21 protein-coding genes are annotated in these 22,761 nt (G+C 66.3%); 13 read left to right on the forward strand and 8 right to left on the reverse strand.

Features of this window, described 5'->3' with window-relative positions; translation table 11 throughout:
* Positions 1–23 precede the first annotated feature (23 nt).
* The 4 genes from hflK (at position 24) to ACH0BU_RS02460 (ending at position 5,402) form a co-directional block, all read left to right on the forward strand.
* The gene (gene hflK, locus ACH0BU_RS02445) at positions 24–1,139 is read left to right on the forward strand and encodes a protease modulator HflK (protein ID WP_046409916.1); all 1,116 of its coding nucleotides are present in this window, start codon (positions 24–26) and stop codon (positions 1,137–1,139) included.
* Complete coding sequence (gene hflC / locus ACH0BU_RS02450) at positions 1,136–2,005, forward strand: protease modulator HflC (protein ID WP_046409915.1); 870 nt, start codon at positions 1,136–1,138, stop codon at positions 2,003–2,005. The genes hflK and hflC overlap by 4 nt, the downstream gene beginning before the upstream one ends.
* 125 nt (positions 2,006–2,130) lie before the next feature.
* Complete coding sequence (locus tag ACH0BU_RS02455) at positions 2,131–3,663, forward strand: Do family serine endopeptidase (protein WP_500263686.1); 1,533 nt, start codon at positions 2,131–2,133, stop codon at positions 3,661–3,663.
* Positions 3,664–3,791: 128 nt separating this feature from the next.
* Complete coding sequence (locus tag ACH0BU_RS02460) at positions 3,792–5,402, forward strand: helicase HerA-like domain-containing protein (RefSeq protein ID WP_296219410.1); 1,611 nt, start codon at positions 3,792–3,794, stop codon at positions 5,400–5,402.
* Positions 5,403–5,478: 76 nt separating this feature from the next.
* Here the strand turns inward: ACH0BU_RS02460 and glnA are convergent, their stop codons facing one another.
* The 4 genes from glnA to map all read right to left on the reverse strand — a co-directional run bounded on the left by glnA (position 5,479) and on the right by map (position 10,709).
* Positions 5,479–6,891, reverse strand: coding sequence for a type I glutamate--ammonia ligase (glnA, locus tag ACH0BU_RS02465; RefSeq protein ID WP_046409911.1), 1,413 nt, complete (start codon positions 6,889–6,891; stop codon positions 5,479–5,481).
* Between the two features lie 92 nt (positions 6,892–6,983).
* Positions 6,984–7,322, reverse strand: a complete 339-nt coding sequence (locus ACH0BU_RS02470) for a P-II family nitrogen regulator (protein WP_046409910.1) — start codon at positions 7,320–7,322, stop codon at positions 6,984–6,986.
* A 202-nt stretch (positions 7,323–7,524) separates the two neighbouring features.
* Positions 7,525–9,738: a PQQ-dependent dehydrogenase, methanol/ethanol family gene (locus ACH0BU_RS02475; protein ID WP_296219406.1), complete on the reverse strand. Its 2,214-nt coding sequence runs from the start codon at positions 9,736–9,738 to the stop codon at positions 7,525–7,527.
* A gap of 143 nt (positions 9,739–9,881) precedes the next feature.
* On the reverse strand, positions 9,882–10,709 hold the full coding sequence (gene map, locus ACH0BU_RS02480) for a type I methionyl aminopeptidase (protein WP_296219404.1): 828 nt from the start codon (positions 10,707–10,709) through the stop codon (positions 9,882–9,884).
* Positions 10,710–10,762: 53 nt separating this feature from the next.
* Here map and ACH0BU_RS02485 point away from each other — a divergent pair, with 53 nt between their 5' ends.
* Positions 10,763–11,521 carry a competence/damage-inducible protein A gene (locus ACH0BU_RS02485; protein WP_296219402.1) on the forward strand — a complete coding sequence of 253 codons (759 nt, stop codon included), beginning with the start codon at positions 10,763–10,765 and terminating at the stop codon, positions 11,519–11,521.
* Positions 11,522–11,536: 15 nt separating this feature from the next.
* Here the strand turns inward: ACH0BU_RS02485 and ACH0BU_RS02490 are convergent, their stop codons facing one another.
* The 4 genes from ACH0BU_RS02490 to ACH0BU_RS02505 all read right to left on the reverse strand — a co-directional run bounded on the left by ACH0BU_RS02490 (position 11,537) and on the right by ACH0BU_RS02505 (position 14,946).
* Positions 11,537–12,346, reverse strand: coding sequence for a GGDEF domain-containing protein (locus ACH0BU_RS02490; protein ID WP_500263670.1), 810 nt, complete (start codon positions 12,344–12,346; stop codon positions 11,537–11,539).
* Between the two features lie 166 nt (positions 12,347–12,512).
* A complete protein-coding gene (locus ACH0BU_RS02495) occupies positions 12,513–13,646 on the reverse strand; it encodes an NAD(P)H-dependent flavin oxidoreductase (RefSeq protein ID WP_296219397.1) in 1,134 nt (377 codons plus the stop codon).
* A 127-nt stretch (positions 13,647–13,773) separates the two neighbouring features.
* A complete protein-coding gene (locus ACH0BU_RS02500; RefSeq protein ID WP_301091017.1) occupies positions 13,774–14,514 on the reverse strand; it encodes a TorF family putative porin in 741 nt (246 codons plus the stop codon).
* Positions 14,515–14,946, reverse strand: a complete 432-nt coding sequence (locus tag ACH0BU_RS02505; RefSeq protein ID WP_296219393.1) for a hypothetical protein — start codon at positions 14,944–14,946, stop codon at positions 14,515–14,517. It lies immediately after the preceding gene.
* 174 nt (positions 14,947–15,120) lie between these two features.
* Between ACH0BU_RS02505 and ACH0BU_RS02510 the strand changes: the two genes are divergently transcribed.
* From ACH0BU_RS02510 to ACH0BU_RS02545, 8 genes are all read left to right on the forward strand, one after another.
* Positions 15,121–16,416 (forward strand): M20/M25/M40 family metallo-hydrolase, encoded by a 1,296-nt coding sequence (locus ACH0BU_RS02510; RefSeq protein WP_296219391.1) that lies wholly within the window; start codon positions 15,121–15,123, stop codon positions 16,414–16,416.
* Between the two features lie 68 nt (positions 16,417–16,484).
* Positions 16,485–17,135: an HAD-IA family hydrolase gene (locus tag ACH0BU_RS02515; RefSeq protein ID WP_296219389.1), complete on the forward strand. Its 651-nt coding sequence runs from the start codon at positions 16,485–16,487 to the stop codon at positions 17,133–17,135.
* 157 nt (positions 17,136–17,292) lie between these two features.
* Positions 17,293–18,009 (forward strand): CoA transferase subunit A, encoded by a 717-nt coding sequence (locus tag ACH0BU_RS02520; RefSeq protein ID WP_125944107.1) that lies wholly within the window; start codon positions 17,293–17,295, stop codon positions 18,007–18,009.
* Between the two features lie 50 nt (positions 18,010–18,059).
* Positions 18,060–18,857, forward strand: coding sequence for an HAD family acid phosphatase (locus tag ACH0BU_RS02525; RefSeq protein ID WP_186313998.1), 798 nt, complete (start codon positions 18,060–18,062; stop codon positions 18,855–18,857).
* A complete protein-coding gene (locus ACH0BU_RS02530) occupies positions 18,857–19,498 on the forward strand; it encodes a CoA transferase subunit B (protein ID WP_046409896.1) in 642 nt (213 codons plus the stop codon). Before ACH0BU_RS02525 ends, ACH0BU_RS02530 begins: the two co-directional genes overlap by 1 nt.
* Positions 19,499–19,604: 106 nt before the next feature.
* Positions 19,605–21,035 carry a 3-isopropylmalate dehydratase large subunit gene (leuC, locus tag ACH0BU_RS02535; RefSeq protein WP_296219385.1) on the forward strand — a complete coding sequence of 477 codons (1,431 nt, stop codon included), beginning with the start codon at positions 19,605–19,607 and terminating at the stop codon, positions 21,033–21,035.
* A gap of 123 nt (positions 21,036–21,158) precedes the next feature.
* Positions 21,159–21,785, forward strand: a complete 627-nt coding sequence (gene leuD / locus ACH0BU_RS02540) for a 3-isopropylmalate dehydratase small subunit (protein WP_125944103.1) — start codon at positions 21,159–21,161, stop codon at positions 21,783–21,785.
* A complete protein-coding gene (locus tag ACH0BU_RS02545; RefSeq protein ID WP_296219380.1) occupies positions 21,748–22,749 on the forward strand; it encodes an NADPH:quinone oxidoreductase family protein in 1,002 nt (333 codons plus the stop codon). The genes leuD and ACH0BU_RS02545 overlap by 38 nt, the downstream gene beginning before the upstream one ends.
* Positions 22,750–22,761 lie beyond the last annotated feature (12 nt).

Genomic DNA, 22,761 nt, shown 5'->3' on the forward strand with positions numbered 1-22,761 from the left:
CGTCGTGTACCTATAAAGACCCTATGACCATGATGCCGCAGTGGCTGCGCCGACCGCCTATCCTGATGAACGATTCCTCCAATGGCCCATGGGGCAACGGCGGCAGCGACGATACCAACGCCGGCCCGCGCAATCCGTGGGCGGTGCCGCCCGGCGGTCGCAAGGGTGCGCCAAAGGCGACCGCGCTCGACGAATTCCTGAAACGCGCCCGTGGCGGCGGTTCGGGCGGCGGCGGCGGTGGTGGGCCGCAGATGCCGCTCGGCGCCAATTCGCGTAACCTGTGGCTGATCGGCGCCGCGCTGATCGTCGCGGCCTGGATCCTGTTCACCTCGGTCCATCAGATCGGCCCGCAGCAGCGCGGCGTGGTGACGTTCCTCGGCCGCTATTCGGGCATGCTCGATCCGGGCATCCGCCTCACCCTGCCCGCCCCGCTGGTGTCGGTGCAGAAGGTCGACGTGGAGGCGGTGCGCGTCGACGAATTCCCCCGCGACGGCAGCGAAAACGTGCTGACCGGCGACCAGAACATCCTCGACCTCGCCTACACCGTGCGCTGGCGCGTCGATAACCCGCGCGACTTCGTGTTCGAGATCAAGGACCCGGTCGAAACCGTCCGCGCCACCGCCGAAAGCGCGATGCGCGCGGTGCTCGCGACGACGACGCTCAACGAGGCGATCGGCGCCGGCCGTACCAACATCGAGGCGCGCGTCGCCCAGATGATGCAGCAGATCCTGAACGAATATCACGCCGGCGTGCGCGTCCAGGGCGTCTCGATCCGCCAGGCCGCCGCCCCCGCCAGCCTGATCGACGATTTCAACGCCGTCACCGCCGCCCAGCAGGAAGCGGTCGGCAATCTTAACAATGCGCGCAGCTATTCGGAGCAGGTGATCGCCCGCGCCCAGGGTGAGGCCGCGGCCTTCGACAAGGTCTACGAACAGTATCGCCTTGCGCCGGAGGTGACCCGCCGCCGCATGTATTATGAAACCATGGAGGCCGTGCTGGCCAAGACTGACAAGACGATTGTTGAAACCCCCGGCGTCTCTCCGCTGCTGCCGCTCGACCGTGCACGCAAGCTGACCGAGCCGCAGACCGGTGCGGCGGCGGCGGCAACGCCCGCCCCGGCGGCGGAGGCCGGCCGATGAGCGCGCTGTTCCGCAATCCCGTCGCGGTCGGGTTCGCCGCGCTCGGCGCGGTGATCGTCGGCGCGGCCAGCTTCGCGATCGTGCCGGAGACGAAGCAGGCGGTGATCCTGCGCCTCAACAATCCGATCCGCCTGGTGAACCAGTGGCAGAACGATCAGGTAATCGGGCGCACCGGCGCCGGCCTGATTGCGCGCGTGCCGTTCATCGACAAGATCGTGTGGATCGACAAGCGCGTGCTCGACGCCGATCTCGACAATACGCTGGTGCTGTCGACCGATCAGCTGCGACTGAACGTGGACGCCTTCGCGCGTTTCCGCATCGTCGATCCGCTGCGCGCGGTCACCTCGACCGGCAGCACGTCGAACACCGAGGAACGCGTGGCGGATCAGCTTCGCCCGCTGCTCGGCACGGCGCTTCGCAACGAACTGGGCAAGGTGCCCTTCGCCGTCCTGCTCAGCCCCGAACGCGGCAAGGTGATGGACGCGATCCAGGCCTCGTTGCAACGCGACGCGCGCCAATATGGCGCGGCGATCGTCGACGTCCGGATCAAGCATGCCGACCTCCCCGATGGCAGCCCGCTCGACAGCGCGCTGCAGCGGATGCGCACCGCGCGCCAGCAGGAGGCGAATACGATCCGGGCGCAGGGTCAGAAGCAGGCGCAGATCGTGCGCGCGGAGGCGGATGCCCGCGCCGCGAGCATCTATGCCGACGCCTTCAGCAAGGATCCCAAGTTCTACGATTTCTATCGGGCGATGCAGTCCTACCGCCACACCTTCGGTGCTGACGGAAATGCGCGGCCGGAAGGATCGACGAATATTATAATGAGCCGGGACAATGCCTATCTGAAGGAATTCAACGGGCGCTGACCTGATTTCGCGCAAGCGCAACGGGAAAGCGGCCGGTTCGTTCACATTCAAACGCCGTTCATCGACCCGGCGGCATTGGAAACTTGGTCCGGTCCTGCCGGACAAACGAGAGGAACATGACGATCGTGCGTTACGCCTATGCGCTTACTGGCGCTCTTCTCCTCGGCGGCACTGCCGCTTCGCTTGCCTTGCAGCACCCTGCCTCTGCGCAGAGCGCGCAGAACGAGCCGGGGACGATGCAGGCATCGGCGCCGCGCGCCGGCGCGCCGATGAGCTTTGCCGATCTGGTCGCAAAGCTTCAGCCGGCGGTTGTCAACATTTCCACCGATCAGAAGGTGACGGTGGCGCAGCCCGCCAATCCGTTCGCCGGCACGCCCTTCGCCGAATTGTTCGGCCAGTTCGGCGGTCGCGGCGGGCAGAATGGCGCGCCGATCACGCGTGAGGCGCAGTCGCTCGGCTCGGGCTTCATCATCTCGCCGGACGGCTATGTCGTCACCAACAACCACGTCGTCGCGCCGGGCCACCGCCAGGCGACGGTGGAGGCGATCCGCGTCACGCTGCCCGATCGCAAGGAATATGTGGCGAAGCTCGTCGGCCGCGACACCGCGTCCGACCTCGCACTGCTGAAGATCGATGCTCCGGGCCCGCTGCCCTATGTGCGCTTCGGCGATTCGGCGCGCGCGCGTGTCGGTGACTGGGTGGTCGCGATCGGCAACCCGTTCGGCCTTGGCGGCACCGTCACCGCCGGCATCGTCTCGGCGGTTCACCGCGTGACGGGCCAGGGCGGCGCCAACGATCGCTTCATTCAGACCGACGCCTCGATCAACCAGGGCAATTCGGGCGGCCCGATGTTCAACCTGAACGGCGAAGTGATCGGCATCAACAGCCAGATCTTCTCGCAGTCGGGCGGCAATATCGGCATCGGCTTCGCCATTCCGGCGGAGGACGCAAAGCCGATCATCGACACGCTGATGAAGGGCAAGCCGGTTCAGCGCGGCTATATCGGCGTGCAGATCCAGCCGCTGAACGACGACATCGCCGCGGCGCTCGGCCTGCCGAAGAATTCGGGTGAGATCATCGCCCGCGCCGAGCCGGGTGGCCCGGCGGCGAAGGGCGGCCTGCGCGCCGGTGACGTCGTCACCCGCGTCAACGGCGAGCAGGTCACGCCGGAAACGACCTTGTCCTACCTCGTCGCCAATGTCGCGCCGGGCCAGCAAGCAAAGCTCGACGTGATCCGTGACGGCAAGCCGACCACGGTCACCGTGACCACCACGGTGCGTCCGGCCGAGGAGCAGCTCGCCCAGCAGCTCGGCGGCGGCGACGACAGCTTCGGCGAGGATAGTGAGGGACCCGCCGTTCCGGCCTCGAACAGCATCGGCGTGACGGTGCAGCCGCTCACTCCGACGATCGCCCGTCAGGTCGGTGTCGATTCCACCGTGCAGGGCGCAGTGATTTCGGCCGTCGATCCCTCCAGCGACGCCGGCCGCAAGCTGCGCCGCGGCGACGTGATCGTCTCAATCAACTCGACGCCGGTGCGCACCGCGGCCGATATCGCCCGCGGCGTTCAGGCGGCCAAGTCGGCCAACCGTCCGCAGGTGCTGCTGTCGGTCGTGCGCGGGCGCAACCCCCCGGCGTTCATCGCGGTGAAGATCAAGTAATCACCACCGCGTGCTGAACTGAAAAAGGGGCCTCGCACCGATGGTGCGGGGCCTTTTTTTGGTTGAACGATGCTCGCCGCGCTCACGCCACATGCGCTAGGCGGGAACGATACGGACGGGAGGTCAGCATGGGCGACGGCATCTTCATCGGCGCGGCTTCGGGCGGCACGTCGCCGCAATATCTCAGCCTGCGCCTCGCCAACCGTCACGGGCTGATCGCCGGCGCCACTGGCACCGGCAAGACGGTGACCGTGCAGGGCATCATCGAAGGCTTCTCGGCCGCCGGCGTCCCCTGCTTTGTCGCCGACGTGAAGGGCGATCTCGCCGGCCTCGCCATGCCCGGCGCCCCGCAGGCGAAAACCCACGCCGCCTTTGCCGCGCGTGCCGCCTCGATCGGCGACAGCGGCTGGGCCTATGCCGATCGCCCGGTGCAATTCTGGGATCTCTACGGGGAACAGGGCCATCCTGTCCGCACCACCATCTCCGAAATGGGCCCGCTCATGCTCTCGCGGCTGCTCGGGCTGAACGAGGTGCAGGAAGGGGTGATGACGATCGCCTTCCACCTCGCGGACGAGGACGGCCTCCTGCTGCTCGACCTCGACGATCTACAGGCCATGCTGGTGCATTGCGCGGAGCGTGCGGCGGAACTCACCACCCGCTATGGCAATGTCTCCAAGCAGTCGATCGGCGCGATCCAGCGTTCGCTGATGCAATTGCGCAGCCAGGGCGGCGACCGTTTCTTCGGCGAACCCGCGCTCGATCTTACCGATTTCATGCAGACCGACGATCGCGGCCGCGGCGTGGTCAACATCCTCGCCGCCGACCGGCTGATGGCCGCGCCGAAGCTCTATGCGACCTTCCTCCTGTGGCTCTTGTCGGAGCTGTTCGAAACGCTGCCCGAGATCGGCGACCCTGACCGCCCAGCGCTGTGCTTCTTCTTCGACGAGGCGCATCTCCTGTTCGATGATGCGCCTGCCTCGCTGGTCGACAAGATCGAGCAGGTCGTCCGCCTGATCCGCTCCAAGGGCGTCGGCGTCTATTTCATCACCCAGAACCCGATCGACATTCCCGACAGCATCGCGGGACAGCTCAACAACCGCATCCAGCACAAGCTGAACGCCTTCACCCCGCGCGATCAGAAGGCGGTGCGCAGCGCCGCCGAGACGTTCCGCGCCAACCCCGGCGTCGACGTCGCCGCCGCGATCACGCAGTTGCAGATCGGCGAGGCGCTCGTCTCGCTGCTCCAGCCCGATGGCGCCCCCTCACCGGTCACCCGCACGCTGATCCGCGCACCACAAAGCCGCGTCGGGCCGTTGACCGCCGATGAGCGGCGGATGATCATCACCACCGATGCGATCGGCAATCGCTACGACACGCCGATCGACCGTGAATCGGCCGAGGAACTGCTCGCGGCGAAGAGCGCGGAGGCACTGGCCGCGGCTGCGCAGACCAAGGCCGAAAATGACATGAAACGGGCCGAAGCGAGCCAGGCACAGGCCGCCGCCCGCGCGGCGAAGGCCGCCGAACGGGCCCGTATCGCGGAAGAACGGGCGGCCGCCTCATCTCCCTGGGGCCGCGCGATGGACTCCGCCACCCGCGCCGCCGGCTCCTCGATCGGGCGCCAGGTCGCCAATGAAATCGGCCGCCAGGTCTTCGGTGGCGGCCGCCGGAAATCATCCTCCGGCAACCTTGCTGGCTCGATCCTGCGCGGCGTCCTCGGCGGTCTGTTCCGCGGCTGAATGCCCGGACAATGCGCATGAAAAATGGGGCGCCCGCACCGGCGGACACCCCCTTTCTTCGTCAGATCTTAGGCGCTTAGGCGCTGTAATACATGTCGTATTCGACCGGGCTCGGCGTCATTTCCCAGCGTGCGACTTCGCTCCACTTCAGCTCGACATAAGCCTCGATCTGATCCTTGGTGAACACGTCGCCCTTCAGCAGGAAGTCGTGATCGGCCAGCAGGCTGTCGAGCGCCTCGCGCAGCGACGCGGCGACGGTCGGAACCTCGGCCAGCTCTGCCGGCGGCAGGTCATAGAGGTTCTTGTCCATCGCATCGCCCGGATGGATCTTGTTCTGGATGCCATCCAGACCAGCCATCAGCAGCGCGGCATAGGCGAGATACGGGTTTGCCATCGCGTCGGGGAAGCGCACCTCGACACGCTTCGACTTGGCGCCCGTGCCGTACGGAATACGGCAGGAGGCCGAGCGGTTACGGCTCGAATAGGCCAGCAGCACCGGCGCCTCATAACCCGGCACCAGCCGCTTGTAGCTGTTAGTGGTCGGGTTGGTGAAGGCGTTGATCGCCTTGGCGTGCTTGATGATGCCGCCGATGAAATACAGGCAGGTGTCGCTCAGCCCGGCATAGCCGTTGCCGGCGAACAGCGGGTTGCCCTTCTCCCAGATCGAGAAGTGCGTGTGCATGCCCGAACCGTTATCTTCCTTGATCGGCTTGGGCATGAAGGTCGCCGACTTGCCATAGGCATGCGCCACCTGATGCACGACGTACTTGTAGATCTGCATCCGGTCGGCGGTCGTGGTCAGCGTGCCGAAGGTGAGGCCCAGCTCATGCTGCGCGGCCGCCACCTCATGGTGATGCTTGTCGCACGGCAGGCCCATTTCGAGCATGGTCGACACCATCTCGCCGCGGATATCGACGGCGCTGTCGACCGGCGCGACCGGGAAATAGCCGCCCTTGGCACGCGGGCGATGCGCAAGGTTGCCACCCTCGTACTCGCGGCCGGTGTTGGTCGGCAGCTCGATATCGTCGATCTTGAAGTAGGATTCGGCGTAGTTCGTGTCGAACTGCACGTTGTCGAACATGAAGAATTCGGCTTCGGGGCCGACATAGACGGTGTCGCCAACGCCGGTCGAGGCGACATAAGCCTCGGCGCGCTTCGCCGTGGTGCGCGGATCGCGGGTATAGCCCTCGCCGGTCGACGGCTCGAGGATGTCGCAGAACACGATCAGCATCGGCGTCGCGGAGAAGGGATCGTTATAGATCGCGTCCAGATCCGGCTTCAGGATCATGTCGCTCTCGTTGATCGCCTTCCAGCCTTCGATCGACGAGCCGTCGAACATCAGGCCGTCGGTCCACTCATCCTCGCCCATCACGCTGGCGACCATGGTCAGGTGCTGCCACTTGCCCTTGGGATCGGTGAAGCGGAGATCGATCCACTCGATCTCTTCGTCCTTGATACGCTTGATGACGTCTGCGGCGGTCGTTGCCATTGCTCTGATCTTCCTCTGCGGGTTCCTGGCGCGGCCAGGACTTTCTCGTTGCCGGGGCGGCCCGATTCTATGCCGGGCCGTTTGTTAAGGGTTCAGATCGCGTCGTCGTTTCGCTCACCCGTGCGGATGCGCATTGCCGTTTCGACCGGGATGACGAAGATCTTGCCGTCGCCGATCCGCCCGGTCTGCGCGGCCTGGGCAATCGCCTCGACCACGCGTTCGACCAGGCCGTCCTCGACGACCACCTCGAGCTTCACCTTGGGCAGGAAGTCGACGACATATTCGGCACCGCGATATAATTCGGTATGGCCCTTCTGCCGCCCGAACCCCTTCGCCTCGGTCACCGTGATTCCGGACACGCCCACCTCATGGAGCGCCTCCTTCACCTCATCGAGCTTGAACGGTTTGATGATCGCTTCGATCTTCTTCACGCGGAAACGCCCACCCCTGGTTAGAACCCTCGCCCCGGTGTCTGGTGCTTGCATCGAACGTGCCAGCCGGGGCCGCGAAGGGCAAGGTGGCGACTCGCCTTCTTCCCTTGAGAAAGCGCCGCCCAAAAATCAGGCAGCCGGCGGGCGATGCCACTTTCTAGGGCAGCGCCCACCCATGCATGCGCCGATCACCAGGTCGCCGTCACCGAACCCCCGTCGGTACGGGAGAGGCGGCGGCGCCCGGCCGGGGCGTTACCACCTTGGTGGCACCGGCGAGGTTCTTCTGCGCCCAATGCGCCTCGTCGATGACATAGAGGCGGATCAGCTGCGCCTGTTCGGGCGTCAGCACCTTGGCGAAGCTGACCATGCCGCGGTCCTTCAGCATCCCGTCGATTAGGATCGCCTTCCACGTGTCGGGGTCGCTCAGCGTTGCGGATCGCTGCAGGTTCGGCAGCACGCCGCCGCCGCCAGCGCTGGCGCCGTGGCAGACCTGGCAATAGCGGCCGAACAATGCCTGCCCTTGCGCCACCTGCTGCGGCGTCGCCTTGTTCTCGGGCAGGTTCACCGGGGTCGAATCCTGCGGCGTGGTACCGGGTAGCTTGGCCGTGCCGCCGAGCTTGAACACCAAGAGGCGCGGCACGTTGGGCACGTCGCGCGCCTTGCCGATGGCATAGCCGATCGACAGCGGCAGCGCGCCGCCGCGCCCGGCGAGCACCGCGACATATTGGTCGTTGCCGATCATGAAGGTCGCGGCGCCGGCCATGATCCCCGTGCCCACCGGATAGGTGAAGAGCTGCTTGCCGGTATCCGCGGCATAGGCCCGGAACTCGCCCAGCGCCGTCCCCTGGAACACGAGATTGCCCGCGGTGGTCATCGTGCCGCCGTTCCACGGCGTCGGATAATTCACCGTCCAGCGCGCCTTGTTGGCGACCGGATCCCAGGCGACGAGCCGCCCGGTGGCGCCCGCAATCGCCTGCTTCACCGCCGCGGGATCGCGCGGATACATGGCATTGCCGAGATCCTGGCCGACGTTGAAGCCAAGCGGCTTCGCCTGATCCAGATCCGACGACGGGTTGAGATAGGCCGAGCCGACGATCTGTGCCGGAATATAGGCAAGGCCTGCCTGCGGGTTGAAGCTCATCGGCTGCCAATTGTGCGCGGCGATGGCGCTCGGCACCGCAACGAACGGCTTGCCCGTCTTGTAATAGCGCGCTTCCGGGTTCTCGATCGGGCGCCCCGTCTTCAAGTCATAGCCGCTCGCCCAGTTGACGCCGGGGATGAACTGGCCGGCGTTGATCAGCTTCCCGTTGGTGCGATCGACCACGTAGAAAAAGCCGTTCTTGGGCGCCTGCATCAGCACACGGCGCTGCTGACCGCCGATGTTGAGCGTGGCGAGGTTGATTGGCTGAGTGGCGGTGAAATCCCACGTCTCGCCCGGCGTCTCCTGATAATGCCAGACATATTCGCCGGTATCGGGCTTCAGGGCGACAATCGAGGATAAGAAGAGGTTGTCGCCCTTGCCCTCGCTGCGCAGGCCATGGTTCCAGGGCGAACCGTTGCCGACGCCGAGGTACAGCTGGTCTAGCTCCGCGTCATAGACGATCGAATCCCACACCGTGCCGCCGCCGCCGGACTGCTTCCACTGGCCGTTTTCGGACCAGCTGGGCGCGACCTTCGCCATCGCCGCGTCGCTTGCCTCGCCGTCCGGCGCACCGGTCGGGTTGGGGACGGTGTAGAAGCGCCACTTCTTCGCGCCGGTGCCGGCATCATAAGCGGTGACATAGCCGCGCACGCCGAACTCCGCGCCGCCATTGCCGATGACGACCATCCCCTTCACCACGCGCGGCGCGCCGGTGATGGTGTAGGGCTTTGAATTGTCGGTGGTCTGGACCGACCAGTCCTGCTTGCCGGTCGCCGCGTCGAGCGCGATCAGGCGGCCGTCGATCGTGCCGACGTACAGCCGCCCTTTCCACGCCGCGACACCGCGGTTGACCACATCGCAGCAGGCCTCGACACCCTTCGCCTTGTCGACGCCGGGGTCGAACTCCCACAATTTCTGCCCGGTTCCCGCGTCGTAAGCGAACACCTTGGACCAGGGGCCGGTGACGAAGAGCTTGCCGTCGATGACGACCGGGGTCGCCTCCTGACCGCGCGCGTCGGGCATGTCCGCATACCAGGCGAGGCCCAGTTGACCGACATTGCCGGCGTTGATCTGGGTCAGCGGGGAGAAACGCTGTTCCTGATAGTTGAAGCCGGCCATTGCCCAATCGCGGCCGTCGCCGCCGGTGGTCAGAAGCGCGCCATCGACCTTGCCAACGCCGGTGGCGGCGCTGCGATCGGCTGCATTTTCGGTGGTTGTCGCCGCCTTGCACGCCGTCAGCGCGAGCGCCGCGACCAGCGCATATCCAAGCCGCATGTTCCTCTCCCCCGCCCCTTGCTGAGGCTTTGGCGCGGGAGACTGACGCAGGTTGGTTCGGAAGGGAAGTGGCGATCACCTGTCACAATGGACAGGTGATCCTGATCAGCGGCGCCGGCCTGAATGGCGCCGCAACCGTCCGGTCAAAGGTACGGCGGCTTGTGCAGACGGGCGGGCGAGAGCGTGAAAATCTCGCACCCGTCCTCGGTGATGCCGATCGAATGTTCGAACTGTGCCGACAGCGACCGGTCCCGCGTCACCGCCGTCCAGCCGTCGTCGAGCAGCTTCACGTCGGGCCGCCCGATGTTGATCATCGGCTCGATGGTGAAGATCATGCCCGGCTTCAACTCCGGCCCCGTTCCCGGCCGTCCGACATGCACCACTTCCGGCGCGTCGTGGAACAGGCGACCCAGGCCATGCCCGCAGAAATCGCGTACCACGCCATAGCGGTGCGACTCTGCATGGCGCTGAATGACATGCGCGACATCACCCATCGTGTTGCCGGGCTTCGCCTGTTCGATACCCAGCATCAGGCATTCATAAGTGACATCAACCAGGCGCCGCGCCTTCAGCGGCACATCACCGATCAGGTACATCCGCGACGAATCGCCGTGCCAGCCATCGACGATCGGGGTCACGTCGACGTTGACGATATCGCCCGACTTTAGCGTCTTCTCGCTGGGGATGCCATGGCAGACCACATGGTTGATCGAGATGCAGCAACTGTGCGTGTATCCGCGATAGCCCAGCGTCGCCGGCACCGCGCCACGGCTGGTGATGAAATCGTACACCAGCCGATCGATCTCGGCCGTGGTCACGCCAGGCACCATGTGCGGCACGATCATGTCGAGCGTTTCGGCCGCCAATCGCCCTGCGGCGTGCATTCCGGCGAAGGCCTCTGGTCCATGAAGCTTGATCGCTCCATTGCGTCCCAGCGGCGCGTCGCTGGTCACGGTCACATATTCGGTCATGCCCGCGGATATAGCGTGACGGGCGCACTTTTGCGAGGCTATGCCAGTGCCGCATGAACAGCGAACGCATCTGGACCGCCGCTCTCGTGGTGATCGGGGACGAGATTCTCTCCGGACGCACGCAGGACAAGAACGTCGCGCAGATCGCGCAATGGCTGAACGTCCAGGGCATCCGCCTGGTTGAGGTGCGCGTGGTGCCCGACCGGCAGGAGGCGATCGTCGAGGCGGTCAACATCCTGCGCGCGCGCAACGATTACCTGTTCACCACCGGCGGCATCGGGCCGACGCATGACGACATCACGGTGGACGCGATCGCCACGGCGCTTGGCGTCGGCGTCGTTCATCACCCCAAGGCGGTGGCGGTGCTGGAACGTTATTATGGATCGCGCGGCGGGATCACCGATGCGCGGCTTCGCATGGCGCGCGTGCCCGAGGGTGCGAGCCTGATCGAAAACCGCATGTCGGGTGCACCGGGCATCCACATCGGCAACATCTTCATCATGGCGGGCGTGCCCAACATCACGGCCGGAATGCTCGATTCGCTCACCGGCACGCTGGAGGGCGGCCGCCCCGTCGTCAGCCGGCAGATCGGCTGCTGGGTGGCGGAAAGCGAGATCGCGGAGCTACTCAGCCACGCGGAACGCACCCATGCCGGCGTCGCGATCGGCAGCTACCCGTTCTTTCGCGAGGGGCGCACCGGCGCGAACTTCGTCGTGCGCTCGTCAGATCCTGCCGCCGTCGACGCCTGTATCACCGATCTGACCGCCGCGCTGGAAGCGGCCGGCCACACGGTCTTTCCCGACGGCATCTGACTGCCGCTGCGCTGGTCAGATGCGCAGCTCCGCACTGCTCAGAATGCGGGCGCGCCCGCGATGTTTTGCCTCGTACAGCGCTGCGTCCGCCCGTCGCGTCGCCTCGTCGAAGGTCCCGCGCGATGCAGCGGTGGTGCCGGCGGAGAAGCTGAGCGGCCGGTCTCCTACATGCGCCAGCGGATCGGCGCGCAGCCGCTCCGCGATCCGCATCAGCACAGCCTGCGCCACCGCCTCGGTCGCACCGGGGAAATAGATCAGGAATTCCTCGCCACCCCAGCGCGCCACCATGTCCGTGCGGCGCACGGCGGCAACCAGCCTGTGCGCGAAATCGTGCAGCACCCGGTCGCCCGTCTCATGGCCAAGCAGGTCATTGACCAGCTTGAAATGGTCGAGGTCGACCAAAGCCAGGGCGCCGGCGGTATGATGTTCGGGCATGGCGTCGAGCTGCGCCAGCAGGCCGCGGCGATTGAGCACGCTGGTCAGCGGATCCTGCACAGCGTCGCGCTGAAGCGACCGCATCCGTTCGGCGGTCGATTGCGCCGCGCGGTTGATCCCGGCGAGCAGGCGCGCGACCAGATCATTGCCCGATACCAACGGCACGCTCGGCACCTGGCCCTCCTCCGCCTCGTTCAGCGCCTTGGCCGCAAGATGGATCGGTGCGAGCAACGCGAAGATACCGGCCAGCGCCAGCACCAGTCCCAGCACCGTCGCGCCGACGACCACCAACACCCCCATCAGATCCAGCCGGTGCGTCGCCGCCGCCCAGATGATGAAGCCGAGCAGCGGAAGATGAGTCGCAACGAAGCAGACGGCAAAGATCCGCAACTGCAAGCTTCGCGGGAAAATGAATGAGCTTGCCCGGTACAAGCGCATACGAACCAAATCCTCCGTGCACACGCCAGTCTCAGCGTTGCCTGGCCGGCATGGCGACGCGAACCTTACTCAAAGATTGACGGTCAGCCGAGGATGCGGCCGAATGCGACCAATCGTTTCAGCTTTCGACCAGTCCCATCATTCGCTCCATCGCCTCGGCGAACTCCAGCTTGAAATCCTGCACCACTTGCCCCGCCGGCCGGACCTGATCGACAAGGCCGACGCCCTGCCCGACGAAGTACGTCACCATGTCGCGCGCGGCCGGGTCCCCTTTCTGCGCCGCGATATCGCACGCGCGGATCGCAGGTTCGCTGATCAGGCTCTGGTATGGCATCGGCAGCGGGCCGGGCGAGTTCGGCCCCTCCCAGGCGTCGGTCCATGCCGAGCGCAGCTGGCGGGAAGGCTTGCCGGTGCGGCTCTTCGACCGCACCGTGTCGCGTGACGTCGCCTCGACCATCTTCTCGCGGAACACGTCCGAACATTCGCTCTCCGGCGTCGCGAGCCAGACCGATCCGGTCCACACGCCGTCGGCCCCCATCGCCATCGCACCCGCCATCTGGCTGCCGGTCATGATCCCACCCGCGGCAAGGGTCGGCACGCGCTTCCCTTGCGCCTCCAGCGCGCGGATCACCTCGGGCACCAGCACCATGGTAGAAACCTCGCCGCAATGGCCGCCGGCCTCGCCGCCCTGCACCACCAGAATGTCGACGCCTGCGTCCACCTGCCGCAGGGCATGTTCCTTCGCCCCGACCAGCGCCGCGACCGGCACGCCGCGCTCGCGCCCCATGTCGATCATCGCCTGCGGCGGCACGCCCAGCGCATTGGCGATCAGCTTGATCGGGTGGCGGAACGCCACGTCGAGCATCGCCAGCGCCAGATTGGGATCGAACGGCGCCGGTGCGTCGCTGTCAGGGCGCTCGGGCGGCAGCGAGAAGTGATGCTTTTCCGCCAGTTCGCCGACGAAGGCGCGGTGCTGCGGCGGCACCTTGTCCATGATCGACGCGCGGGTCAGCCCCTTCGCACCGCCGGTCGCCAGATTTTCGGGGATCAGCACGTCGAGGCCATAAGGCTTGCCGTCGACATGCGCGTCGATCCACGCCAGCTCGGTCTCCAGGCTTTCCAGCGTGTGCCCGGTCGCCCCCAGCACGCCAAACCCGCCAGCGCGGCTCACCGCGGCGACCACGTCGCGGCAGTGGCTGAAGGCGAGCAGCGGGAAATCGATTCCCAGCATCGCGCAGATTGGCGACTTCATACATCTTCTCCCACGGTGTTTTGCAGCTTTGTTGCCGTTTCAGCGGGGGAAGAAAAGAGACCTCGTCAGGAAATTTTGCGCCGGGGTGCAGCCCCGCTTCAGCGGGCTGAATTCCCGGCGCCTGTTGTCAGAAGCTGATCGCCAGCCGTGCCGTCACCTTGTCACCGGTGTGCCGCGGATTGGCGAAGGGGGAGGCGAGCACGCGATCATCGATGTCGGTGCCGGTGTACAGCACGCCGATGCTGAACGGCCCGGTGATGTGATCGACGCCCAGCGACCAATCGGTGTAATTCCCGCCGGGGCGAAGCCGCGCCGCGCGCTGCCAGTCATCTACGCTGCCGGACGAATGCCCGACGGAGGCGTTCACGGTAAATGGCGTCGCGGGCACCCCCACACGCGCGCGTGCGCCGATCCACAGATTGTCGCCGCCGATCGCGGACTGGCTGGGTGCGTACCGCGCGTCCACGCCAAGCTCTGCCGGGCCCAGCGCATAGCTCGCGCCAAGGCCGCCCTCGACATAGTCCATGCCGCCCCTCGCCCCGGCAAACAGGTGCCCGGCGACGAAACCGTCCAGCCGCAGCCCGCCGCCAATGTCACGCGTGAAGCCGCCCGTCACGTCGAACACGGCGTCAGCGCCACCATGTCGTGGGTCGCCCCGCGTGCCGGTGGCCCGCACGCCCAGGTCCAGCCCGAACGGCACACTGGCCCGCACGCTCGCCGCGGGCGCCACCTTTCCGTCGCTCCAGCTGATGCCACGACGACGCTCATCCGTCGCGATCTCGACACTGCCGCCAACCGCAACCTGCGCGATCGCGGGCGAGGCCAGGGCACACAGGCCCGCGGCCGCCATCATCCCGACTGCGCGCACTTAGCTGCGCCCCGCGGCATGGGCGGTATCAAGCTCTAGCGCCAGAACCTCACGGTCCCGCTCAGCCACCGCGAGAAGATGCGCGCGCGTACCTGCGCTGCGGGCCGCAATGTCCTGCGCGATCGCGCCGCGCTGCGCCGAGCACCAGCCCGCGCGGCTGCCCTCCACCGGCGCATCGCCAGCGATCGTGCGGGCGAGAACATGGCCCGCCGTGCTGCGCGCCTCGCGTGCGACGCTGATGTTGGCACGCCAGACGCAACGCAGCGTGCTGCCGCGCCCGGCGGCGCTCACTGCGCCGACCTGCTTATGGGTGACGTCAGTCCCGCTCTGGTACGTCACGTCGACTCGCTGGCCCTGATGATCAATCTCGACACGGTGCGCCTCCGGCTGAGGCGCGCCGAGCAACAGCCCGGCAAGGATGGCAACATTCATGTTCGGTCTCCTGCGGTGCGTCCGGCTTGGTGCCCGATCGCCACTGCCGCACCGACCCGTGCAGCAATCCTCCCATGGCGCAGCGTCGCCGGGGGTTCAATCTGCGCCCCGTAACGCAACGATTTGATACACCCACCCTGTTCACGGACCGGCTGCTTTGTTAGCCCGCGGTGCATGATCCTGCGCACCGCCCTTGCCGCCCTCGCCCTGCTCACCACCGCCGCCACCAGCGCGCCGGAAAAGCGGATGGGGGAGGTGGTCGCGAGCGAAGCGCCGCGCCACGAGGCCTTGCTGGAAAAGCTGGTGCTGCAGAATTCGGGCAGCCTCAACCTTGCCGGGGTGAAGGCCGTCGGCGAGATGATGCGCGCCGAACTGGCGCCACTTGGCTTCACCGTTGACTGGGTCGACATGACGGCGACGGGCCGCGCAGGCCACATCGTCGCGACCCACAAGGGTAACGGCCGTGGCAAGCGCATCCTGCTGATCGGCCACCTCGACACCGTGTTCGAACCCGACAGTCCCTTCACCGGCTGGAAGCGGGAGGGCGACCGCGTGACCGGCCCCGGCGTTGGCGATGACAAGGGCGGGCTGGTCGTGATCGTCGCCGCCTTGCGTGCGATGCAGGCCGCCGGAACCCTGCGCAATGCCGATATCAAGATCGTCCTGACCGGCGACGAGGAAAAGACCGGCGCGCCGCTGGACGTCGCCCGCCGCGATCTCGTCGACGCCGGCAAATGGGCCGACATCGCACTGGAATATGAGAATGTCGCCCGCGATGGCGACCAGGAATATGCCACCACCGCGCGGCGAAGCTCGACCAACTGGGAACTCGTCACCACCGGCAAGACGGGCCATTCCAGCGGCATCTTCAATGCGTCGATGGGCTATGGCGCGGTGTACGAGATGGCGCGCATCCTCGACGAATTCCGCCGCACGCTTGCGGAACCGAACCTCACCTACAATGCCAGCGTCGTCGTCGGCGGCACGCCCGCCGCGCTCGACGATGCCGGCGTGAAGGGCACCGCGGAGGGCAAGACCAACGTGATCCCCGCCCGGGCGGTCGTGCGCGGCGATCTGCGCAGCCTGACGCCGGAACAGGATGCCAAGGCAAAGGCGGCGATGACGGCAATCGTTGCCCGCCACCTGCCCGGCACCCAAGCGTCGATCCGCTTCTTCGAAGGCTATCCGTCGATGCCGCCGACCGCGGCCAACCGCGCGCTGATGAACGAGCTGAACGCGGTCAATCGCGACCTCGGCCTGCCCGAGTTGCTGGAAATGGACCCCGCCAAGCGCGGCGCGGCGGATTCCAGCTTCGTCGCCGCGGACGCGGTAACGCTGGGCGGCATGGGCGTGGCCGGCGGCGGCGCACATGCGGTCGGCGAATGGGTCGACCTCACCAGCCTGCCGCGCCAGGCCCTGCGCAGCGCGGTCCTCATCTCGCGCCTCGCCGCGCAGCCGCGCGGGAAATAAGCGCCGCACGCGGCGTTTGCGATCGGCCAGCCCCCTCGGACATCTCGACCACCTTTAAGGACCACTTCATGCGCGACACCGTGATCTTTGACTTCGGCGGGGTAATCACCTCTTCGCCTTTCGAGGCCTTCAATCGGCTGGAGCGCGAACGTGGGCTGCCGGAGGATCTGATCCGGCAGATCAACGCCACCAACCCGGACGACAACGCCTGGGCCTTGTTCGAGCGGGCGGAAATCGATGCTGCCGGTTTCGACGCGCAGTTCGCCGAAGAAGCGCGCGCCCTGGGCCATGAACTGCGCGGCGAGGATGTCCTGCTCCTGCTCTCCGGCGACATCCGTCCCCGCATGGTGCACGCGCTCGATTGGCTGAAGCGCAGCGGCTATCGCCTTGGCTGCATCACCAACAATGTGCCCGCTGGCGAAGGCGCCGGCATGTCGCGCAGCGCCGAAAAGGCAGCCAAGGTCGCCGAGATCATGGCGCGGTTCGATCATGTGATCGAATCGAGCAAGGTGGGCATCCGCAAGCCCGATCCGCGCATTTACGAGATGATGTTGGAAACGCTGGGCAAGTCAGCCGACAAGTGCGTGTACCTCGATGACCTCGGCATCAACTGCAAGCCGGCTGCGCAGCTCGGCATTCACGCGATCAAGGTAAGCGACGAGACGCAGGCGCTGGCCGATCTTGCCGACGCCCTTGGGGTCGATCGCGCAGTTTTCTGATCGAGGGGCGGCACTACGCCAATGGCCCGGCGGGGCGCCTCGCCGGGAGGTTGGCTCTTGCCGCCGCTCGCCCCCGCATTCCCGCCGAGCCCGCCGCCTTGAACCCCTTTCGCCCAGCCGCTAACCGGCGCAAACCAGCGAAAAGAGGCGGCGTTTCATGAACAAGCTCTATCCCGATGCCGCGGCGGCGCTCGATGGTCTGCTGCATGACGGGATGTTGATCTGCGCCGGCGGCTTTGGCCTGTGCGGCATTCCCGAACGCCTGATCGACGCGGTGCAGGCGTCCGGCGTGAGGGACCTCACCGTCGCCAGCAACAACGCCGGCATCGATGGCGAGGGCCTCGGCAAGCTGCTGCGCACACGCCAGATCAAGAAGATGATCTCCAGCTATGTCGGCGAGAACAAGGAGTTCGAGCGCCAGTATCTGTCGGGCGAGCTGGAGGTGGAATTCTGCCCGCAGGGGACGCTGGCCGAGCGGTGCCGCGCTGGCGGTGCGGGCATCCCGGGCTTCTACACCAAGACCGGCGTCGGCACGCTGGTCGCCGAGGGCAAGGAAGTGAAGGTGTTCGACGGCGAGGAATATATCCTCGAACGGGGCATCCGCGCTGACCTCAGCATCATCAAGGGCTGGAAGGCGGACGAGAGCGGCAACCTCATCTTCCGCAAGACGGCGCGCAACTTCAACCAGCCGATGGCGACCGCCGGCCGCATCTGCGTCGCCGAGGTGGAGGAAATCGTTTCCGTCGGCAGCCTTGATCCCGACGCGATCCACCTCCCCGGCATCTACGTCAACCGGCTGGTCGTCGGCGCACCCTACGACAAGAAGATCGAATTCCGCATGACCCGTCCTCGCCCCACCGGCACTGCCGCGTGAGGAAGGTTCTGGCGCTTGCCGCTGCCGCATCGTTGGCGGGCTGCGCGACCATGCCGGCGCCGTCGCGCAGCGCCCGACCGGCGGTCGTGCCCGGCGCCATGCAATTTCTCTACGGTTCGGCTGAGGCGGCAGCGCTGAGCGAACAGGCCTATAATGCGCTGGTCGACAATGTCCGGCTGCGCATTGCCGGGCGGCGGCCCTCGGAATCGGCGATCGTGCTGCCAGCCGACGGTGCGCCGGTTGCGGTGCCGTGCGGCGACAAGCCCTTTGCCGCCGTGTTCGACATGGATGAGACCGCGATCCTCAATCTCGGCTACGAATATAACGATGCCGTGAGCGGCGCGGCATTCGACGCCGGTCGCTGGGCGCGGTGGGAAGCGGGTGGAGCCGACAAGGTGGCCGCAGTCCCGGGCGCCACGGCCGCCTTCGCCGCGCTGCGCACGATGGGCGTGACGCCGATCATCAACACCAACCGCAATGTCGCCGCCGCAACGGAGACCGCTGACGCTCTGGCGCGCGCCGGTCTCGGCAGCTTCGTGCATGGCGAGACATTGTTCCTGAAGGGTGACGCAGACGGCAAGTCCGCAAAGGACGGCCGCCGTCGCGCGATCGCCGCGCGCTGGTGCGTGCTGGCGCTGGGCGGTGACCAGATCGGGGATTTCAGCGATGCGCTGGAGGGAACACCGGCAGCACGGCGCGTGGCCGCCTCGTCGCCCCCTTATGCGGCGCGCTGGGGCAGAAGCTGGTTCATCCTCCCCAATCCCGTTTACGGCACCGGCCTCGGCAGCGGCTGGGACGATACCTTCCCGGCGGACAAGCGCTGGACCGACATGCAAGGAGCGAAGTGATGGCGTGGGATCGCAACCAGATGGCAGCGCGCGCCGCCCAGGAATTGCGCGACGGCTATTATGTGAACCTGGGCATCGGCATCCCGACGCTGGTCGCGAACAACATCCCGGACGGCATGACGGTGACGCTACAGAGCGAGAACGGCATGCTCGGCATCGGGCCGTTCCCCTATGAAGGCGAAGAGGATCCGGACCTCATCAACGCCGGCAAGCAGACGATCAGCGCACTGCCAAGCAGCGTCTATTTCGGCTCCGACCAGAGCTTCGCGATGATCCGCGGCGGGCATATCGACCTGACCGTACTCGGCGCGATGGAAGTCGCGGAAAACGGCGACATCGCCAACTGGATGATCCCCGGCAAGATGATCAAGGGCATGGGCGGCGCGATGGATCTCGTCGCTGGCGTGAAGAAGATCATCGTCGTGATGGAGCATGTCGCCAAGGACGGCAGTCCGAAGTTCATCCCGGCATGCACGCTGCCGCTGACGGGCAGGAATGTGGTCGACATGATCGTCACCGACCTCGCCGTTTTCCAGCGCCCCGATCACCAGAGCCGCTTCCGGCTGGTCGAACTGGCGCCCGGTGTGACCGTGGAGGAGATCGCCGGAAAGACGACGGCCGCCTACGACGTCGCGCTCTGATCACCGACAGAAGGGCGGAAGGCGAACAGCTCGGCGCAATCTTTGTGCAGCGCAACGCCTAACGCTCTTCCATTTGTTGCGCATCTGCGGCTAAAGCGCGCGCGTCATGGCCAGTCGTCCGCTTACCCTCTACGAAAAGGTCTGGGCCGCGCATGTCGTCGAACGACGTGACGACGGCACGTGCCTGATCTACATCGATCGCCACCTCGTTCATGAGGTTACCAGCCCGCAGGCGTTCGAGGGGCTGCGCGTCGCCGGCCGCCGGGTGCGTCGTCCTGACCTGACGCTCGCCGTTCCCGATCACAACCTGCCCACGACGGCGCGGGTCGACATTGAGGGGCGCGAACTGCCGATCGCCGACGCCGAAAGCGCGACGCAATTGTCCGCGCTGCGGCAGAATGTCGCTGACTTCGGCGTGCCGTACATCGATGCACTCGCTGCTGAACAGGGCATCGTCCATGTCGTCGGACCCGAACAGGGGTTCACCCTGCCCGGCACCACCGTCGTGTGCGGCGACAGCCACACCTCGGCGCACGGGGCACTCGGCGCGCTCGCCTTCGGTATCGGCACCAGCGAGGTGGAGCATGTGCTCGCCACGCAGACATTGCTGCTCAGCCCGTCGAAGACGATGGAAGTGCGGGTAGAGGGTACGCTCGGCTTCGGCGTGACTCCGAAGGACGTTATCCTGGCGATCATCGGCCGCATCGGCGCGGCGGGCGGCACCGGCTATGTCATCGAATATACCGGCAACGTCATCCGCGAGATGTCGGTCGAGGGACGGCTGACCGTCGCGAACATGTCGATCGAGGCGGGCGCGCGCGCCGGCATGATTGCCCCCGACGAAACCACCTTCGCCTATATCAAGGGGCGGCCGATGGCGCCCAAGGGCGCGGATTGGGACAAGGCCGTCGCCTGGTGGCGAACCCTCGCGACGGATCCGGGCGCGCGCTACGATCGCACCGTGGTGATCGACGCGTCGGAAATCGCGCCGGCGCTCACCTGGGGCACCAGCCCGGAGGACGTGGTGTCGATCACCGACACCGTGCCGGAACCCGACAGCTTTGCCGATGCGTCGAAGCGCGAGGCAGCCAGGAAATCGCTCGACTATATGGGCCTGACGCCCGGCACCCGGCTTCAGGACGTCCCCGTCCAGCATGTCTTCATCGGATCGTGCACCAACAGCCGGATCGAGGATCTGCGCGCCGCCGCTGCCGTCGCGGATGGCCGGCGCGTCGCCGATGGCGTGCGCGCCATGGTGGTCCCTGGCTCTGGTCTGGTGAAGCGCCAGGCAGAGGCGGAGGGGCTCGATCGCATCTTCACCGCCGCCGGCTTCGAATGGCGGGAGCCGGGTTGCTCCATGTGCCTCGCGATGAACCCGGACAAGGTGCCGCCGGGCGAGCGCTGCGCCTCCACCTCCAACCGAAATTTCGTTGGCCGTCAGGGTCCTGGTGCGCGTACGCATCTGCTATCGCCCGCGATGGCCGCCGCCGCGGCTGTCACGGGGCACCTCGTCGACGTTCGCGAGTTGATGGCTTAAACAGGGGCTTGGCCACATGAAGAAAGTATTCGTCCTGCTGATCGCAGGCTCACTGCTCAGCGGCGTCGCGGCCTATAGCGCGATCGCCACCCCCAGCACGCTGGCCACGGTCCAGCAACGCTGATGGAGGCCGTTCGTACCGTTTCGGGCAAGGCCTATCCGTGGGGCGCGAAGAACATCGACACCGATGTGATCATTCCCGCCCACTGGCTGAAGACCATTACGCGCGCCGGCCTTGGCCGCGGCGCGTTCGAGACGGTGCGCGCGCAGCCCGGCAACATCTTCGACGATCCCGCCTATGCCGGCAGCCCGATCCTGATCGCTGGCGACAATTTCGGCTGCGGATCCAGCCGAGAACATGCCGCTTGGGCGCTGGGCGACATGGGCATTAAGGCGGTGATCGCGCCGAGCTTCTCGGACATCTTCTCCGGCAACGCGTTCAAGAACGGGATCGTACCCGTTGTTCTGCCGCAGGAAGCGGTGGACCGCCTGATCGAAGTCGCGAAGACCGATGAGATCACCATCGACCTGGAAACGATGACCGTCACCACACCCTTCCAGGATCGCTTCACCTTTGAACTGGACCCGTTCCGTCGCCAGTGCCTGATGGAGGGGCTGGACGAGGTCGGTCTGACGCTGGCAAGGGATACCGCGATTTCGAAATACGAGACGATGCTTGATGAGCATCGTCCGTGGATTGCGGGAGAGACGAATGCGAGCATTGCTGTCGAGGGCGCCGGGCGGACCTGAAACGCTGGAGATTGGGGAGCTTCCCGATCCCGTTGCCAAACCCGGTGAAGTGATCGTCGCCGTGAAGGCATGCGCGATCAATTATCCCGACGTGCTGATCATCCAGGACAAATATCAGTTCAAGCCGCCGCGCCCCTTCGCGCCGGGCGGTGAGGTGTCGGGCGTCGTCGAAAGCGTCGGCGAAGGCGTGACGGCGTGGAAGCCGGGCGACCGGGTGATGGGCAACACCGGCAACGGTGGCCTCGTCGAGAAGATCGCGATGAAGGCAGACAACATCTACGCCATCCCCGACGAGCGTTCGTTCGAGGAAGGGGCGGCGATGCTGCTCACCTATGGCACGACCATCCACGCGCTGGTCGATCGCGGTAACATCAAGGCGGGCGACAATCTGCTGGTCCTGGGCGCAGCGGGTGGCGTCGGCCTGGCCGCGGTCGAACTTGGCAAGGCGTTCGGCGCACGCGTTGTCGGCGCGGTGTCGAGCGAGGAAAAGGCACAGGCGGTGCGTGATGCAGGCGCCGATGACGTCATCATCTATGGCCGCGCGCCCTTCTCCAAGGACGAGAGCAAGGCACTGGCCGATACCTTCAAGGAAAAGGCCGGCAAGAACGGGTTCGACATCGTCTATGACGCGGTCGGCGGCGACTATGCCGAGCCTGCGCTCCGCTCGATCGCCTGGGAAGGCCGCTATCTCGTGATCGGCTTCCCCGCCGGCATTCCCAAGATCGCGCTGAACCTGACCCTGCTGAAGAGCTGCGACATCCGCGGCGTGTTCTGGGGCGCTTACGCGGCGCGCGAGCCGGTGAAGAACCGCGCCAGCATCAAACAGCTGTTTGATCTGTGGGCAGAGGGCAAGATTGCGCCCAAGGTGACCGAGATCTTCGCGTTCGACCGGGGCGGCGATGCAATCGCGAAGATGGAAAGCCGCGCGGCAATCGGCAAGCTGGTGGTGCGCGTCGCCGATTGATCGGCTCGCGCC

The organism is Sphingomonas olei, assembly GCF_045369765.1.
Lineage (GTDB): Bacteria > Pseudomonadota > Alphaproteobacteria > Sphingomonadales > Sphingomonadaceae > Sphingomonas > Sphingomonas panaciterrae.